General features: G+C 72.1%; 16 protein-coding genes and 2 pseudogenes. 8 read left to right on the forward strand and 10 right to left on the reverse strand.

All coding sequences use genetic code 11. The features are described from left to right. Position 1: 1 nt before the first annotated feature. The 3 genes and pseudogenes from ACFVXA_RS37175 to ACFVXA_RS37185 all read right to left on the reverse strand — a co-directional run bounded on the left by ACFVXA_RS37175 (position 2) and on the right by ACFVXA_RS37185 (position 2,874). Positions 2-1,688 (reverse strand): annotated as a pseudogene (locus tag ACFVXA_RS37175) (helix-turn-helix domain-containing protein). Further along, positions 1,685-1,993 (reverse strand): helix-turn-helix transcriptional regulator, encoded by a 309-nt coding sequence (locus tag ACFVXA_RS37180; protein WP_362033253.1) that lies wholly within the window; start codon positions 1,991-1,993, stop codon positions 1,685-1,687. Before ACFVXA_RS37180 ends, ACFVXA_RS37175 begins: the two are co-directional and overlap by 4 nt. A gap of 503 nt (positions 1,994-2,496) precedes the next feature. After that, positions 2,497-2,874: a MerR family transcriptional regulator gene (locus ACFVXA_RS37185; RefSeq protein WP_390028431.1), complete on the reverse strand. Its 378-nt coding sequence runs from the start codon at positions 2,872-2,874 to the stop codon at positions 2,497-2,499. A gap of 92 nt (positions 2,875-2,966) precedes the next feature. On the opposite strand from ACFVXA_RS37185, the gene ACFVXA_RS37190 reads away from it, so the two are divergent. Further along, positions 2,967-3,446 (forward strand): hypothetical protein, encoded by a 480-nt coding sequence (locus ACFVXA_RS37190; protein WP_390028432.1) that lies wholly within the window; start codon positions 2,967-2,969, stop codon positions 3,444-3,446. Between the two features lie 297 nt (positions 3,447-3,743). Here ACFVXA_RS37190 and ACFVXA_RS37195 read toward each other — a convergent pair whose 3' ends face one another. Next, positions 3,744-4,379 (reverse strand): TetR/AcrR family transcriptional regulator, encoded by a 636-nt coding sequence (locus ACFVXA_RS37195; protein WP_362033261.1) that lies wholly within the window; start codon positions 4,377-4,379, stop codon positions 3,744-3,746. A 149-nt stretch (positions 4,380-4,528) separates the two neighbouring features. Here ACFVXA_RS37195 and ACFVXA_RS37200 point away from each other — a divergent pair, with 149 nt between their 5' ends. Further along, positions 4,529-5,281 carry an SDR family oxidoreductase gene (locus ACFVXA_RS37200; RefSeq protein WP_362033263.1) on the forward strand — a complete coding sequence of 251 codons (753 nt, stop codon included), beginning with the start codon at positions 4,529-4,531 and terminating at the stop codon, positions 5,279-5,281. Between the two features lie 130 nt (positions 5,282-5,411). After that, complete coding sequence (locus ACFVXA_RS37205; RefSeq protein WP_390028433.1) at positions 5,412-5,759, forward strand: VOC family protein; 348 nt, start codon at positions 5,412-5,414, stop codon at positions 5,757-5,759. Between the two features lie 201 nt (positions 5,760-5,960). Here ACFVXA_RS37205 and ACFVXA_RS37210 read toward each other — a convergent pair whose 3' ends face one another. From ACFVXA_RS37210 to ACFVXA_RS37225, 4 genes are all read right to left on the reverse strand, one after another. Continuing rightward, positions 5,961-6,452: an ATP-binding protein gene (locus ACFVXA_RS37210; RefSeq protein ID WP_362033269.1), complete on the reverse strand. Its 492-nt coding sequence runs from the start codon at positions 6,450-6,452 to the stop codon at positions 5,961-5,963. A gap of 281 nt (positions 6,453-6,733) precedes the next feature. Then, positions 6,734-8,077, reverse strand: coding sequence for a PP2C family protein-serine/threonine phosphatase (locus ACFVXA_RS37215; RefSeq protein WP_390028434.1), 1,344 nt, complete (start codon positions 8,075-8,077; stop codon positions 6,734-6,736). After that, positions 8,074-8,883 (reverse strand): alpha/beta hydrolase, encoded by an 810-nt coding sequence (locus tag ACFVXA_RS37220; RefSeq protein ID WP_362033275.1) that lies wholly within the window; start codon positions 8,881-8,883, stop codon positions 8,074-8,076. The genes ACFVXA_RS37215 and ACFVXA_RS37220 overlap by 4 nt, the downstream gene beginning before the upstream one ends. A gap of 525 nt (positions 8,884-9,408) precedes the next feature. Next, the gene (locus ACFVXA_RS37225) at positions 9,409-9,579 is read right to left on the reverse strand and encodes a hydrophobic protein (protein ID WP_136326944.1); all 171 of its coding nucleotides are present in this window, start codon (positions 9,577-9,579) and stop codon (positions 9,409-9,411) included. Between the two features lie 200 nt (positions 9,580-9,779). Here ACFVXA_RS37225 and ACFVXA_RS37230 point away from each other — a divergent pair, with 200 nt between their 5' ends. The 3 genes and pseudogenes from ACFVXA_RS37230 (at position 9,780) to ACFVXA_RS37240 (ending at position 11,061) form a co-directional block, all read left to right on the forward strand. Further along, entirely contained in the window at positions 9,780-9,953 is a 174-nt protein-coding gene (locus ACFVXA_RS37230; RefSeq protein ID WP_383909575.1) for a CsbD family protein, read from the forward strand. Positions 9,954-10,187: 234 nt separating this feature from the next. After that, positions 10,188-10,357 (forward strand): annotated as a pseudogene (locus ACFVXA_RS37235) (hydrophobic protein). Between the two features lie 353 nt (positions 10,358-10,710). Then, on the forward strand, positions 10,711-11,061 hold the full coding sequence (locus ACFVXA_RS37240; protein WP_362034325.1) for a PRC-barrel domain-containing protein: 351 nt from the start codon (positions 10,711-10,713) through the stop codon (positions 11,059-11,061). A gap of 118 nt (positions 11,062-11,179) precedes the next feature. Here ACFVXA_RS37240 and ACFVXA_RS37245 read toward each other — a convergent pair whose 3' ends face one another. Further along, complete coding sequence (locus tag ACFVXA_RS37245) at positions 11,180-11,362, reverse strand: hypothetical protein (protein ID WP_390028435.1); 183 nt, start codon at positions 11,360-11,362, stop codon at positions 11,180-11,182. A gap of 1,261 nt (positions 11,363-12,623) precedes the next feature. Here ACFVXA_RS37245 and ACFVXA_RS37250 point away from each other — a divergent pair. Next, positions 12,624-13,280 (forward strand): hypothetical protein, encoded by a 657-nt coding sequence (locus ACFVXA_RS37250; protein WP_390028436.1) that lies wholly within the window; start codon positions 12,624-12,626, stop codon positions 13,278-13,280. Between the two features lie 446 nt (positions 13,281-13,726). On the opposite strand, the gene ACFVXA_RS37255 is transcribed toward ACFVXA_RS37250, so the two are convergent. Beyond that, entirely contained in the window at positions 13,727-15,310 is a 1,584-nt protein-coding gene (locus ACFVXA_RS37255) for an FMN-binding glutamate synthase family protein (RefSeq protein WP_383909581.1), read from the reverse strand. A gap of 395 nt (positions 15,311-15,705) precedes the next feature. On the opposite strand from ACFVXA_RS37255, the gene ACFVXA_RS37260 reads away from it, so the two are divergent. Next, positions 15,706-16,149: a hypothetical protein gene (locus ACFVXA_RS37260; protein ID WP_362034316.1), complete on the forward strand. Its 444-nt coding sequence runs from the start codon at positions 15,706-15,708 to the stop codon at positions 16,147-16,149. Positions 16,150-16,225: the final 76 nt, after the last annotated feature.

Below are 16,225 nucleotides of genomic sequence, written 5' to 3' on the forward strand. Positions count from 1 at the left end.
GTCATTCGCCGGCAGGGTCGGGGGCGGAGTCGGTGGCGGAGTCGGTGGCGATGCTGTAGGCGTCTTTGGGTTTCATCTCGGTGACGCCGCGGCCTTCGGGGAAGACACTGCGCCAGTCGCCGATGACGTGCAGTTCGTCGGTGCCCATCACACGGACGACGGTGAGGCCCTCGTCGTAGGCCCTGTACGCCTTCATCCAGAGGTTGGAGAACGCCTGGGAGCGGATGATGTGCATCCAGTCGGGCCGGTACAGCTGGCGGTTGTAGTGCGACTCCCCCATCGTCGAGACGAACTTGGAGTACATCGCCTTGAGGTATTCCAGCGTGACGTCGTCGTGTGCGGCGATCGCCCTGTCGCGGGCGTCGCGGAGGGTGATGCGGAATTTTTCCAGGAGGCCTTCCGTCGCGCCGGAGGTGAACGACTCGTGGATCTCGGGGGGATCGCACAGGCCGTACTTCGGTCCCGACAGGCGCAGCAGGAGGCGGAGGGTGGGTTCGGTGACCCACAGGGGGCCTGCTTCGTCCCGGTTGCCGATGGGGTTGGGCAGGACGGCGTCGTGGTCCCAGGCGGGCGGCGTGATCAGGTGGACGCCTGCGCGGCGGCGGTCGTGTCCGGGGCCGGTGGTGTGTTCGAGCTGTCCGATCGGCAGATGGGTCTTGAACGCGGACAGGTAGTAGGCGTTGACGTCGAGGACGGTGACGTCGTGCCGTCCCGCGGGCAGGTGCGGGCGGGCCCATTTGGGGCGGGCTTCCCAGATCTGGTCGGGGCCGCGGGCGGTCTGCTTGCGCAGGATGTCGGGCATCCATGTCGTACCGGCCGCCCTTGCGGCAGGTGTCCAGCAGCGCCATCACGTCCGGGATCGCCCGCTTCACCAACGCGGCCGTTGCCGCCTCCATGTCGCCCGCGTGCTCGGCGAGCGCGGCAGCGACCGCTTCCGCGATCGCATCGCGCGTCTCGGACGCGGGCTGCATGCGGCGGCCCACGGGGACGACCTTCATCGTGCGGCCGGCGGGGAGCTGCGGGGCGGCGGGGGCGGGGGCGGCCGGAAGCGAAGCCGGAGGCGGGGGTGGGGTGGTGGAGACCGGTGCGGTGGAGGGCGCGGGGGGCGTGAGCGTGAGGGGTGCGGGGGGCAGGGTGGTGCATTCGGCGGGATCGAGGTGCTGCGGGAATCCGGCGACGTGCCGGCGGGCCGGCTGACCGCACAGCACGCATGGCTGGGGGGCCGGCAAGACGTGGACCTCGTCAGGATCAGAGGCGGGGCCGGGGGCAGGGACAGCAGGGGCGGGGGTGGTCTCGGCGTCCGCGTCGGGGGCAGGGGTGGCATCCGCGCCGGGGGCAGGGGCGGCCTCAGCGTCCGCGCCGGGGGCGGTCTGGGGGTCCGTCGTGTCCTGGCCGGGCGGTGCCGCAGCGGTGACGGCCTGGGTCTGGGCTTCCAGTTTCGACTGGGCTTCCAGTTTCGTCTGGGCTCCCTGGAGGAAGTACGCGTATTTCTCGCGCACTTCGCCGCTCGGGTCCCGGCCCGATTCCCAGCCGCCGACGGTGGAGGGGCTCACGCCGAGGGCCTGCGCCACCTGGGTGCGCGACAGGCTGAGTGCCTCGCGCAGCAAGCGCCGCCGGCCGGCCGGAGGCAGCTGAGCCTCCTGGCGGGCGGCGGCCAGCAGTGCGTCGATCGCTTCGAAGTCCGTCACCGCGGCGCCCCTTCCGCCACCACGCCGGCCGCCCTGCGGGTGGTCGTGGGGCGTCGCCGCCGGGCGGCGGGCAGCGACTCGCACGCCCGGGTGGGGCCGGCCAGCAGGTCGAGGACGTCGAGGCCGTAGTGCGCGGCCAGGGCGTCGCAGTCGTCCAGGCTCCAGGCGGCGGTGCCGGACTGACGGCGGCTCAGCTGCGTCTGGCTCACGCCGAGGACCGCGGCGAGGTCGGCCTGCGTCTCTCCGGTGATCTGCATCAGGGCGGCCACGGTGGCCCTCACCCGCTCGCCCAGCGTCATCCCCATGCGGTCAACTCTATCCTGCGCTATGCGGAATGAGTCAGATACTTGCCTGTCATGACCGATGCTTCCCTTCTTTCACATCAGGCACGCACTGACGGGAGCACGGGCCTCAACCGCCTCACCGGCAAGAGCGTTCTCCTCCCTGCCGGCACCAGCGGCATGGGCCGGCGGCCGCACATCGCCGTGCCGCCGAAGGCGCCCGCGCCGCCGTCACCGGCCGCCCGCAACGGGGGACGCCGCCGTCCGGGAGCTCGGCCCTGACGCCTCGGGGGCCGCGCCCGGCTCTGCCGGCCTCGGCGCGGGTGCGCGTCCGGCCTCCGCAACAGGCCCGGCGGCTGCCCGCATACGCCGGTTCCGTCGCGAGGCCGCCGGCACAGCCACCACCCAGCCGTGGGCATCGTCGCCTGTGCTCAAGGGGTGCGGCACAGCTGCCCGGTTGGGCCCGGCCCGCCGCTCAGCGTGCCGGGGGCCCGGGGTGCGCCGCCGGCAGGTCCGCGGGGGCGGCCTCAGCCTCGCGGACGGGCGGGCGGGCGGGCCGGCCGCAGGGGGCATCCGGTGCCGGCGCGCGCGGCGAGTTCGGCCCGCAGGGCGGCGAGTTCGGCCATACGGGCGTCGATGACCTGGATCTTCTCCTCGAACAGCGCGGACAGCGCCTGGGCGGTGTCCGGTTGGTCGCGCAGTTCCTCGCCGTGCCGCGCGATCTGCGCCAGGGAGAATCCCAGGGCCTGGGCGGTGCGGACGTAGTGCAGCCAGGGCAGCGTCTCGGGCGGGAAGTCACGGTAGCCGTTGGCCAGCCGCCGGCCCGTGACGAGGCCGACCTTCTCGTAGAAGCGGATGGTGTCCCTGCTGATGCCCGCTCGTGCGGCCAACTCCCCCATACGCATGGGCCTCCGCCGGATGGTGGGCTTGACCTTGGAGCGTACTCCACTGTTTAGCGTCGGGTGCCGCTGCCACCGAGACCAGCCGGAGCCCGCCAGTGACCTCTCTCCTCTCCCCCGCCCGTCCTGCCCGTCTTCGCGTCGTACGGGCGAGTGCCTGGTACGACCTTCTCGTCACGGCGGGTTTCGCGACGCCGTGGACGTACGCGCTGGTGCACGGCGCGCTGTCGTCGTGGGGCCGCGCGTGGGGGCTGGGCGCCCTGCCCGAACTCGACCCGGTGCAGACCCTGTACGCGAATCTGATGGGGTCGGTCGTGGTCGTCTGGGCCCTGTTGCGCATCGTCAGGCCGCTGCCGGTGCACGGGCTGCTCGACGCCGTGGCACGCATCCTGTTCGCGGCCTGGCAGGCGTACGCGCTCGCTCACGGTGCGACCCGGCTGCTGTGGCTGTTCCTCGGTGCCGAGGTGGCGTTCGCGGTCCTCCAGCTCGTGCCGTGGCGGCACCACCGGCGCCCCGGCCCGGCGGACGGCCGTGCGGTCGCCAACGAGGGGCAGGCGCTCGGTGCGGCGGGGCGGTGACACGCCGGGGGCGGGCCGTGGCCGGCGCCGAGAGCCAGGCCGAGCGGTCGAGGCCAAAGCCGAGGTCGAGGCCGAGCGGTCGAGGCCAAAGCCGAGGTCGAGGCCAAAGCCGAGGTCGAGGCCGAGGCGGCGGACGGTGAGGGCGTCGGGGCCGTGCGCGCACCGCCCGTCCCGGGGCCGCCCCCGTGAGCCCGGCTGCCGCACCGGTCTGCTCCTCTCGGCACCGGTCCGGCGCCGGTCCGGGACCGGTCGCGTGCGGAGCCGGCGGCGGGCAAGGGGGCAGCCGGGGAGGGCTGTTCACGCGTCCGGCGGGGCGGTGTGCCGGTCCGGAGCGTGGGCGTCCTGCGGCCGGGGCAGCAGGGCCAGGGCCGTTTCGGCGGTCGCGCGCAGGGAGTCGGGGCTGCTTCCGCCCTTGCCCAGTGCTTCGATCCCGCGCAGCACGGCCAGGACGAGTCCGGCCAGTCGTGCGGGGTCCGCGTCCTGCTGGATGTCGCCCGCCCGCTGCGCCGCCGCGATGCAGGCAGCCAGCAGTTCCCCGATGGCCGCGAACGTCTTGCGGGACGTCTCCGCGACGGCCGGATCCTGCTCCGCCAGCTCGGCGGTGCCCTTGGCGAGCAGGCAGCCGCGCCGGCAGACGTCCGCGGCGGTGGCGTCCGCCACCGCCATCACATGCGCGCGCAGCCGTTCGCAGGCGCCGGCATCGGGGCCTTCGAGCGCCTGGCGCACGGCCTCGACGAGTGCGGCGCAGTGGTCGCCGAAGGTGCGCAGGAACAGCTGGTGCTTGTCGCCGAAAGCGCCGTAGAGGCTGCCCTTGCCCAGACCGGTGGCGGCGGCGATGTCGTCCACCCTCGCCGCCGCGTAACCGGTCGACCAGAACTGGTCCCGGGCGGCGCGCAGGACCTCGCCTTCGTCAAAGCTGCGGGATCGTGCCATGGTCCTACGATACCAATTCTTGACTACCTGGTCCAGAATGAACTACGTTCTGGACGAGACGGTCAAGAAAGCGGCCGTCCGTCCCCGTCGCGCAGTGCCCTCCCCGCGAGCGGTGCACACGACACCGGCGTCCCGAAAGGACGGCTGCCATGCGCTCCATGAACGGAAAGACGGCCCTGGTCACCGGCGCCTCCAGCGGAATCGGACGGGCGATCGCCCAGCGGTTCACCGAGGACGGCGCCCGCGTCTACCTGACCGGCCGGCGCAAGGAGGAACTCGACGCCGCGGCGAAGGACCTCGGCCCCGACGCGGTCGCCGTGCCGTGCGATGTCTCCCGGGCCGCCGACCTCGACCACGTCATGGACGTCATCCGCGGCGACGGACGGCAGCTGGACACCGTCGTGGCCAATGCCGGCCTGGGCGACGGGGCGCTCCTCGCGGACGTCACCGAGGAGCAGATCGACTTCGTCTTCGGCGTGAACACCAAGGGCAGCCTGCTGACCGTGCAGAAATCGCTGCCCCTGCTCGCCCGGCCCGCATCGGTGATCCTGCTGGCCTCCACCGCCCTCCACCAGGGCACCCCAGGCATGGGCGTCTACGCCGCCTCCAAGGCAGCCGTACGCAGCCTGGGCCGGACCTGGGCCGCGGAGCTGGCCCCGCGCGGTGTGCGCGTCAACGTCATCACCCCCGGCCCCATCACCACCCCCGCGATCGACCGCCTGGCCGACCTGCGCGGGCAGAGCCATGAAGACTTCCACGACGCGCTGGCCTCGCACCTGCCGCTGCAGCGCATGGGCCGTGGCGAGGAAGTCGCGGCGCTGGCCGCCTTCCTCGCCGGACCGGAGAGCTCGTTCATCACCGGTGCCGAGCACTTCGTCGACGGCGGACAGCTCCAGGTCTGACCCACCGCGAAGATCTGCACCACCGCGAAGAAGCCCGCCCCGCCCCGTCCCGTCCCGTCCCGTCCCGCCCCGTCCCGTCCCGTCCCGCGGTGAGCCTGCGGCCTCGCGGCACCATGAAAGGAAAAACAGCGTGAGCAGCAATATCCGGGCGCTGATCGCCGACGTCGAGGTCGAGAACCTCGACGCCGCCATCCCCTTCTACCGTGAACTGGCCGGGGACGCCGACGTCAGGCGATTCCCCTACCGCGACCTGGAGCTGGCACTGGTGGGGCCGTTCCTGCTGTACTCCGGCCCGCTGGAAAAGTACGTGTCCCAGACGGCGACCGTCATCGTCGACTCCCTGGACCCCGTACTCAAGGCCCTGAGCACGGCGGGCGGCGAGGTGCTGGAAGCACCGGCCGAAGTCCCCAACGGCACACGGCTGGTGGCCCGACACCCGGACGGCTCCGTCTTCGAGTACATGCAGCCCCGCACCTGAACTCCCCCACCAGGTCCTGTCAGGTCCGGTACCGGCACACCGTGCTCCCGTGCGGACCGGAGTGCCGGCCGGCCCTGCGTGCCGGCGGCGCCGGAACCGGCGATGCGGACGCGGCGGGGCTTGTCCGGGGGCGGCGGGGCCGGTTCGGCGGGCGGTGTCTCAAGGGTGCGCAGCACCGGCTGTCCGTTGTCCGTCGTACGGTCACCGCCGCTGCGGCGGCCGCCCGGACAGTGCCGTGTCGTCCTCGTCCTCGTCCAGCAGGGCGAGACGTACGATGACGCGCTTGCCGACCCGCTCACGCCGCACCTCGACGTCCTGCGCCACCGCCAGGACGATCTCCAGACCGTGCTGGCCGATCCGCCCCGGATCCAGGGGACGGGCCACCGGCAGCTGCGGGTCGCTGTCCCAGACGGTGATCTCCACCGTGTCCCCGGCGATCCGCACCCCCAGCAGCACCGGCCCGGGCGCGTATTTGACGACGTTCGTCACCAGCTCGCTGACCACCAGCTGTGTCAGCTCCCGCGCCCGCGCCGACACCGGCGCTCCCGCCCCGTCCCGCACCCGGGCGAGGAAGTCCGCCGCGGTGTGCCGCGCCCGCGCGATGGACGCCGGATCCCCCTCCAGCGCGACGGCGGTCTCCACGGTTTCGGGGCCGGGCGGGCCATGGTCTGCGTCCGGCGACACCAGATCCATATCGAGTGCCCATCCCTCCATCGATCACAGGGGACGTGTGCCCGGAAACCCTCGTTTCACCCCACGCCCCTGGGTCACCCCATGGTCACGGGGCCGCGCTTTCAGAATGCGACCCCACCCATGCGCGCATTCGTTCGCCCAGCCTCCCAACCTCACCGGCTGACCGCCCTGGAGGCGGGGCGCCGGGCGGCTCGCCTCCCGGGCAGCCGCCGGCCCGTTCGCTCAGGGGACGGGGCGTGTCCAGGCCGGGGTGGCGCGGGTGCGGGCGGCCGGGTGGCCGGTCACCTGTGCTCTGCACGGGCGGGCCCGGGCACATGGAGGGCGAGGACGGCGGTGTCGTCGTCCACGCCGGCGCCGAAGGTGTCGAGCAGGGCACGGATCGCGGTCACCGCGCCGAGGGCGGTGACGGGCGCCAGGGCCTGGGCGAATTCCAGGAGGGCCTCGTCCCCGTAGCGGCCGTCGGCGCCGGCGGCGTGGGCTTCGGTGAGGCCGTCGGTGTACAGGAGCAGGGTGTCGCCGGGAGCCAGGCGCAGGGTGGTGGTGGCGATGTGGGCGTCGGGCAGGACGCCGATGAGCTGGCCGCCGGGGGTGGGCAGGTAGTCGGCACCGCCCTCGGCGCGCAGCAGCAGGGCCGGCGGGTGGCCGCCGCCGGCCAGGGTGACGCGGCAGCCGCCCTCCTCGCCGCCGGGGGTGAGCAGGCCGAAGATGACCGTGCAGAAGCGGGGGTCGGGGCCGCTGTACTCGTGGTTCAGGACGGTGTTGAGGTTGGCGAGCACGGCCGCCGGATCGGGGTCGTAGACGGCGGCGGCGCGCAGTGTGTAGCGGGTCAGGGAGGTGACGGCCGCGGCGGCCGCGCCTTTGCCGCACACGTCGCCGAGGAAGAATCCCCAGGTGCCGGCGGCGAGCGGGAACAGGTCGTAGAAGTCGCCGCCGACCTCGTCGGTGGAGGCGACGTGGTAGTGCGCGGCGACGTCCAGGCCGGGCACGTTCGCCAGCGTGGGGGGCAGCAGGGTCTTCTGCAGGGTGGCGTTCAGGCGCTGCAGGCGGGCGCGTTCGCGTTCGGCTGCCCGGCGGGCGCGCAGCAGCTCGGTCTCGTAGGCGCGGCGGTCGCGGGCGTCGAAGACGGTGGTGCGGATCAGCAGGGGCTCCCCGTCGCGGCCCGTCTTCACCGTGGAGGTCACCAGGACCGGCAGCCGGCTGCCGTCGGCGGTCCTGAGCTCCAGGGCGATGCCGCTGACCTCGCCCTGCATGCGCAGCAGCGGCGCGAAATGGGTTTCGTGGTAGAGCCGGCCGCCGACGGTGAGCAGGTCGGCGAAGGTTCTTCGGCCCACCAGGTCGCCGCGCCGGTAGCCGAGCCAGTCCAGCAGGGTGGTGTTGATCTTTGCGATCCGGCCGTCCAGCTGCGTGGAGAGGTAGCCGCACGGCGCATGCTCGTACAGGTCCTCCGCGCTGTCCTCCAGCAGAGCCGAGAACGCCGCCTGGTCGTCACTGGGGCGGCCCGCACGGGCCGGGTCCTCCGCGCTGCCCCTGCCGTTGCCGTTTCCGCTGCCGCTGCCGCTGCCGCTGCTGTCACTGTCGTTGCTGCTGTCCCTGTCGTCGCCGTTGCCGTGGGGCTTGCACGTCATCGGGCTGCTCCGGCGAAGGCGGCGATCGCGGCAGCGGTCTCCTGCGGGGCGGCGAGCTGGGGGCAGTGCCCGGTCGCGTTCAGGGTGATCAGCCGGCTGCCGGGAATCTGCGCCTGTACGAAGGCGCCCACTTCCGGCGGGGCGATCGCGTCGCTGGAACACTGGGCGACCAGGACAGGAACCCGCACCCGGGCGAGGTCGTCGCGGTTGTCGGACAGGAACGTCACGCGGGCGAAGACCCGGGCGATCTCCGGGTCGGTGCGGCAGAAACTGTTGGTCAGCTCCTCTCCCAGTTCCGGACGCTCGGGATTGCCCATGATCACCGGGGCCATGGCACTGGACCAGCCCAGGTAGTTCGCGTCCAGCGACTCCAGCAGCTCATCGATGTCCTCGGCGCTGAACCCGCCCCGATAGCCGGAGGCGGGATCGTCGATGAAACACGGGGAGGGGGCGAGCAGCACCAGGCCGGCGAAGGCCCGGGGCTCACGCGCCGCGGCCAGCACGCCCATCATCGCGCTCACCGAGTGGCCCACGAACGTCACGGGCCCGAGCGCCAGCTCGCGGCAGATCTCCAGTACGTCCTCGGTATAGCCCTCCAGCGTGGAGTAGCGCTGCCTGCTCCAGGCCGACAGATCGGAACGTCCCGCCCCCACGTGGTCGAAGGCCACCACCGTGAAATCGCGCTCCAGCAGCGGCGTCACCAGCCGCCACATGTTCTGGTCGCATCCGAAGCCGTGCGCCAGCATCACCACCGGACCGCCGGGCCGGCCGGTCACCGTCACATGGTTCCTGCTGCGCACATCCATACGGCCGATCCTCGCAGACACATCCGGACCCCGCCGCAGCCTGCTCACACAGGCCGCCTGCCCGGCCCCGGGGGCGGCGCAGGCCCTCCGCGCGGCGGCGTCACCTCGCCGGCCGGCCGGGCGGCCGTACGGGCGCACGGGCACACGGCGGGGCCGGTGCGACGTGCCCGGGTTGGAAGGGGCGGCCCGCGGTCGCCTGCCGTGGCCGGTCCGCCCGGGCCGCCCGGACCGGGCGGACCGGGCGGACCGGGCGGCGCCCGGGCCGGAAGGGGTGCCGCCGTCAAGGGGAACGGCAGCCCGTACGCCGGGCCCCAGGCGATGGAGGCGCAGGACTCGCCCTGCCGGAGCCGGGGCCCGGCATGCCCCTCCAGTGCCCAATAGGCCCTTAAAACCAAGCGTCTTTGTGTGGGGCGTATGCGGCTGCGCACGACTGTGGGGCCCCGCCGGTGCCGGCGGGGCCCCACAGTCATACAGCGTTTACCACTCTTTACCCGCGCTACCCGCGGTACCGGCGCTACCGGCGGCTCACCAGCGGTACCAGCGGCCACGGCGGCCGCCCGCTCCGGCGGACCGCATGACGAAGCCCAGCAGCCATACCGCCAGCACGATCACGGCCACGATCCACAGGGCCTTCAGCGCGAAGCCCGCGCCGAAGAGGACCAGAGCCAGCAGAAGAACGAGAAGCAGGGGAACCATAGTTATCAACCTCCAAGGCTGCGAGTGCCCCGGCAGGCTGGGTGAACGCCTGGTTTTTGTCCCGGTGTTGGGGGCACTCTGACGTGTTTACCCACGTCACAGGGGTGCCAGGAGGTTTCCCCGATCATGTTTCGAGCGGGCTGTGGCGGCTACACGACGGGTGCACGACACGACGCCAACACGTTGGGATGTGACAGACGGTGGCTGCCGACAAGAAGGCCAAGGCCAAGACCGAGCAGGCGAAGGGCAAGGCCGAGGAGAGCCTCGGCCGCGCCGTGGGCAATGAGCGCATGACCGCCAAGGGCCGCGCCGAACAGGTCCAGGGCGACGCACGCGAAGCCCGCGAGAAGGCCAAGGACGCCTTCCGCCACTAGGCACCACAGCACACCGCACCACGGGTGGGGCCCCGCCGACGCAGGCGGGGCCCCACCCGCATGCGCGGGCAAGCGCAGTCCAGCACAGCACCTGCCTGCCTGCTGACACCTCCTTCAGCGAAGTGCGGGGGGTGTCTGCAGGTTCCGCCTGATACAGCTTGACGTTGCCCCTGGGGGAAAGGTTGACGTTCATCGCACCATGAGGGTCACACGAGCGCCCGGAGGCTGATAACTGTGCTTCCGGTTCTTCTCGTTCTTCTGCTCGCCCTGATCCTCTTCGGTGCCGGATCGCACTCAAGGCACTGTGGTGGATCGCTGTCATCGTGCTGGTCGTGTGGGTCCTCGGCTTCGTGATCCGCCCTGCGGGCAGCGGCGGCAAGCGGGGCCGCTGGTATCGCTGGTAAGCAGGCCTGAGCAACGCACTGACCTGGGTGGGTCCCGGCGCCATGGCGTCGGGACCCACCCGCGTTCGGCCTCTGCCCACCCGCGTTCCGTCTCTCCACGCCGGGGATGGAGGTGGTGATTCCGCCGCTGCGGCACGGCGGGGCTTCATGGCCGCAGGACGACTGTGCCGCCGGGAACCACGGCCTGCAGCACGGCTTCTCCGGCCATCCATATTTTCTCAGCGCGAATGTGTGGAGTGCGGGAGGCAGGGCACCCGGCGTTCTGAGGAAACGTCACCGAATTCGATGGCGCCCATGACGCCTCCATGGTTCGGCTGTGGAGCCGCGAAAAATTCCGATGAGGGAGCCGTTTTATGAGTGACAACATCTGGGGCTACCAGCCGGCCACCGGCCACACCGCGGGCACCGACCTGACCGGTTACAAGGTCGAGGCCACCGATGGCAGCATCGGGAAGGTCGACAAGCACTCGGACGACGTCAACTCCTCGTATCTTGTGGTCGACACCGGTGTGTGGATCTTCGGCAAGCATGTCCTGCTGCCCGCCGGCACCGTGAAGACGGTCGACCAGACCGAGCGGAAGATCTACGTCGACCTCACCAGGGACCAGATCAAGGACTCCCCCGAGTTCGACAAGGACAAGCACGTCGGCGACGCCGGCTATCACGAGCAGGTCGGCGGCTACTACCAGAACCACCGCGCCTGACCCTCACCGCACCACCCCAGAAGCGGGGCCGCCCGGAGACACTCCGGCCGGCCCCGCTTCCCGTGCGCCTCGGTGACGTAGCGTCGTCTGGGATCGTGGCCGGCGTTCACGAACGGGGTTATCGGAGCGGTCCGTGCCCGTCGACGAACACGGTGGGTGCGGACAGGAACCCATCGGCGTTCACCGGGCCGTAGGCGATGTTGAACGTGTCGAGCCAGTACGACCAGTCCCGCATCCCCGCCGCGCTGCTGAAGCGACAGTTGAGTTGCCGGCGCACCCACTGGCCGGGGGCACGTCGCACGGCCGGAGGTCGCCTTGGCCGGGGCGGCAGGCCGGACAGGGGCTGCACTCGAGGAAAGACCCGCAGCTGCCCGTCGGCTTCACGAAGCTGGACATCGGCCTTGCCGACATCTTCCTGGGTGGCATGCGGCTTGAAGCCGTCTCGCCAGGGAGCTTCGCCCGTCCGAACATCTGGCGTTCGACCATCTTGATGTGGTTGACGCGGCCCCTCTGCCGGGCCGGAAGTCCAGCAAATGGTCAGGCCCTGGACGACAGCGTCGCAGTCCTTGTGCAGGCCAGTTCTGGGCACTGGGCGAGAACGGCAGTGAACTGCTGGAGTTCTTCGCCGCCCAGCTGCTCAGGGCGCCGCATGGTCCAGCCGGTGACCTGCCGGACGCCCGGTGGTGCAGGGGCGACGACGCGGATGCGACGGCGACGTCCTGGCCGGAGGCAGTCGCTGATACGTGTGGTAGCTGCCGCGGTAGCCCAGGTCCTGGAACTCGGCGTGCACGCGGATCGCGTTGGTGACTGCGTCGGCCCAGTCTCAGTCCAGGTGGGGCTTGTAAGGGTCGCGCCGGCTGGGCCGGGGCTGGCGCCGTCCGCTCAGCAACTCATCGGGAACCGCGGCGCGGGCGGTGCGGCAGACGGTGTTGCCGCCCATGTGCAGCTCCCGGGCAGTCTGACGAGCGGGGCCTTGCGGTGCGCCGCGTGCTCTCGACGGTGGCATGGCCCGGCGGGCTGAAGGCCGATGCCGTCACTTGGACAGCGAGACCGGCCTCTTCCGCCACCGCCTGGAGCGCCGCGGCGAGGCTGCCCCGGATCGCGGCGTCGGGATACAGAACGACTGGATCAGGGTGCGTGGCCACAACGTGTGATTGTGCCGTAGCCGCCTGAGGGTGGCGTTCTACTGCCGTCATGTTGATCCCCGTCCTGAGGGTTCCGGCACCGGCAGCCAGAGCGAGCGCACGTCAGCACACGTCAGCACTCGTCAACTCGGCGCCGTCGCAGCCCTGTTGCACGACCGTTCAGCAGCACCAGTGCCGGTCCCGCCCTGCCCCGCCCCCACACAACGGCCGGCTGCTCTCCCGGAAGGGCAGGGTGAGACATCACTGGGCTGGAGCATCGGGTTCCACTCGTGCGTACTATCACTGGACCACCCATAGCCGCGGCAGTCGTGTCCTGCGGAGGGGCCCGTCCGTACATGGGATCTGCCCTGCCTCCCTTCACAGACACATATCCCCCCGTTCATCACGGGGCCCGCGGACGGAAGAAAGGCCCCTGTCATGACGGAAAGCCAGACCCGCACCACAGAGCTGACCTCGCAGTACATCGCCCAGGTGACGGGCGACCTTGAACGCAACACCAAGGAGCAGGACCGTATCGCCGCGGACATCGAGGCCCTGCAGGAGCAGTTGCGTGCCCTGCAGCACGACCACGCCGTGCTGGTGACCATGCAGGAGGCACTGGGCGGCGCACGCCCCGCCGCCGAGGCGGACACCGCGGCCGAGGCGGACACCGCAGCCGTGCCGGCCGTACCCCACCAGGCCTCCCCCGCACCCCGGCCGGGCAAGCCGAAGAAGGCAGCCGCCGGCGCGAAGAAGACGGCGCCCCCCAAGCCCGCCGCCAAGTCCTCATCGGCCAAGTCCTCATCGGCGAAGGCATCCAAGACGGCCGCCAAGCCGAGTCTCGTCGACCTGATCCGCGGACACCTGGAGCAGCAGAGCGAGCCGCGGTCGGCCGCCGAAGTCACCACCGCGCTCACGCAAGCCCATCCCGACCGCGGCATCAAGACGACCGTCGTGCGCACCACGCTGGAAAACCTGGTCGCCAAAAGCCACGCACACCGCACCAAGCAGGGCTCGTCCGTCTTCTACACCGCGTCGGCCGCCGTCGCGGAGCCTGCGGCGGCCGGCCCGCAGCAGGAGGCAGCGGCCGGCTGAACATCCGCGCACGCGTGCCCTCGCACCCCCGGCCGGACCGCGGCAGGCTGACACCCCGGCCGCCACGTCAGCGTGCCGGGGCCGGCCGGCCGGCGCGCAGCGCAACGGGACGGGGACGCCGCCGGGCACACCAAGGGGCCGTTCCTGAGGGGCGCGTTGTCCTCGTGGCCTGGGCAGCGGCGGGGGTGCGTGGCCGGGCAGGCGGTGCAGCGCCAGGGGCGTCCCGGTCGACGCTTGCCGCTGACCGGATGCACAGCCCCGGTCCGTACCCGGTTGTCCGGCCGCCGCGCACGACCGCGCGCCCATTACGGCAGCGCCGCTCCAGACGGCCCAGCAGGCTCGCGGCGGAACGGCGGACGGGATCACCGCCGTCCTGCACGCTCCCGGGACCTGCAGCGTCCGTGATCAGGCGGGCAACGGTCGGGGCCGCAGGAAGATCCTCCGCATCACACGGTGAAACGGTCGGGGTCGGCGGCCTGCCAGTCGGCCGCCCAGGCGGCGGGCGGCTCGGCCAGCAACTGCCCGGGCTCCAGCCACTGGTAGAGCTCGGCAAAGGAGCGTTCGGTGTAGGGGTCGATGCGCCGGTGGAGCATGTGCGGGCGCAGCTGCGCGGGATGGGTGACTCCCATCGACGCCATGATCTGCAGGGCGCTGGCCACCGTCGCCGCCTGCAGACGCTCGACGCGCAGGGTCTTGTCGCCGACGTCCAGGGCGCGGGCCCGGCGGGGGTCCTGGGTGGTGACACCGGTGGGGCAGGTGTTGGTGTGGCAGCGCTGTGCCTGGATGCAGCCGAGAGCGAACATCATCGCCCGCGCCGCGTTGCCGTAGTCGGCGCCCTGCACCAGCCGTTTGACCAGATCGGCACCGGTGGCGATCTTGCCGCTCGCGCCGATCCTGACCCTCTCCCGCAACCCCGTGCCGACCAGGGCATTGTGCACGGTCAGCAGCCCCTCGGTGAGCGGGGTGCCGACATGGTCGGCGAACTCCAGCGGCGCCGCGCCGGTGCCGCCCTCGGCACCGTCCACGATGATGAAGTCCGGGGCCGTGCCCTCGGCCAGCATCGCCTTGCACACCGCCAGGAACTGCCGGCGCGAGCCCGGGCAGAGCTTGAACCCGGCCGGCTTGCCGCCGGACAGCTCCCGCATCCGGGCGATGAAGCGGACGAGTTCGCGGGGGGTGGAGAACACCCGGTGGTACGGGGGCGAGATCACCGTCCGCCCCTGGGGCACCTCCCGTACGCGGGCGATCTCGGCGTTGACCTTCGCGCCGGGCAGCACCCCGCCGATACCGGGCTTGGCGCCCTGGGAGAGTTTGAGGGACACGCACTTGACGTGCTCGTGCGCCGCCTTGTCCTTGAACTCCCCCGGGTCGAAGCCGCCATCGGCGGTGCGGCAGCCGAAATAGCCGGTGCCGATCTCCCAGACCAGGTCGCCGCCCGGCCGCAGGTGGTACTCCGACAGGCCGCCCTCACCGGTGTCATGGGCGAAACCCCCGGCCGCGGCGCCCCCGTTGAGCGCCAGGACCGCGTTCGACGACAGGGACCCGAAACTCATCGCCGACACGTTCAGCAGCGCCATCTCGTACGGGCGGCTGCAGTCGGGCCCGCCGACCCGCACCCGCGGCGGCGTGCTGGGCACCGGGCACGGCGCCATGGAGGGAATCAGGAACTCATAGCCCGGCTGGTAGACATCCTGCTCGGTGCCGTACGGCTGCTCGGCGTCGGTGCCCTTCGCCCGCTCGTAGACGATGCTGCGCACATCCCGGTCGAAGGGACGGCCGTCGAAGTTCCGCTCCACGAAGTACTGCTGGAGTTCGGGCCGGATCCGCTCCAGCAGGAAACGGGCGTGCCCCAGGACGGGATAGTTGCGCAGCACCGAGTGCCGGCGCTGCAGCAGATCCCACACACCCAGCCCGCCCAGCAGGGCTGGCGGGACGGCGGCCAGCCACCACCAGGGCGAGACCCAGCCCGCGGCGGCGCCCGCCGCGCATGCCGCGGCCAGGACAAAAACGACCGATCCGATACGTGTCACCCCCGCCGCGTTACCCGCCGGCCGCCCTCCATGTCCCGCTCCCTCGTCAAGAGACCGTCAAGGACCTGCGCGGACGCGGGATGCGGGGGCGCGATGCGGGGTGCGGGGCGGGGGGGGGCGGGGTGCGGGACGGGGGCGGGGGCGGGTTGCGGGGTGCGGGGGCCAGCGCGGAAGGCCGGCCAGGATGCGGCGGGCAGGCTCTGGCAGACGCGATACCCCGCCGGCACACGCTGCTGACAGTGAACCAAGCCCTTGCTGGCGGGAGTTGCGCAGGGCACGGCCGCGTTCTTGCGGGCGAGGGTGTGGTGTCGAGTCGCTGCCCGGTCCCGGCGCGCAGGGGTTGTGTGTGGGGTGGTTGGCTGTTTGCCGGGCGCAGGGCCGGATACCCGGGCGGTATGGCTGGGACAAGCAACAACAAGACGACAAACGGACAGTCGCCGACCGCGAACGCGCGCGCGGCGAAGAACACGGTGACCCAAGGAGCCGCCGCACCGGCGAAGGAAGCACAGCAGGCCGCCACCGAGGCGGCGAAGAGCGCCGGGGACGCGGCCGGCGCCGTCGGCCGCGGCAGCAGGGAAGCCCTGGCCGGCCTCGGCGGAGCCGCGTCGCAAAAGGCCCGCGACGCGGCCAGGACGGTGCAGGGCACCGTCACCTCGGCCGCCGGGCAGACGGCCGTCAAGGCCGGCGTGGTCTGGACCCTCCTGAAGGCCCGGAAGGCCGTGGCGGCCGCGGCCGGCGCGGGGACCGCCACCGTGGTCCTGTGCTCCTACACCCTGGGCCGCCGTGCCGGTCTGCGGCAGCGCGGACCGCTCTCCCGGCTCACCGGCGGCCGTCTGTAGACAGCAGGACACCGCCGGCACAGCCGGCCGGATGCGCGGGCCCGGGGGGGGGGGGAGCCGGGGCGGGGGCCGCCCC

It is taken from the genome of Streptomyces sp. NPDC058246, from assembly GCF_042881985.1.
Classification (GTDB): Bacteria; Actinomycetota; Actinomycetes; order Streptomycetales; family Streptomycetaceae; genus Streptomyces.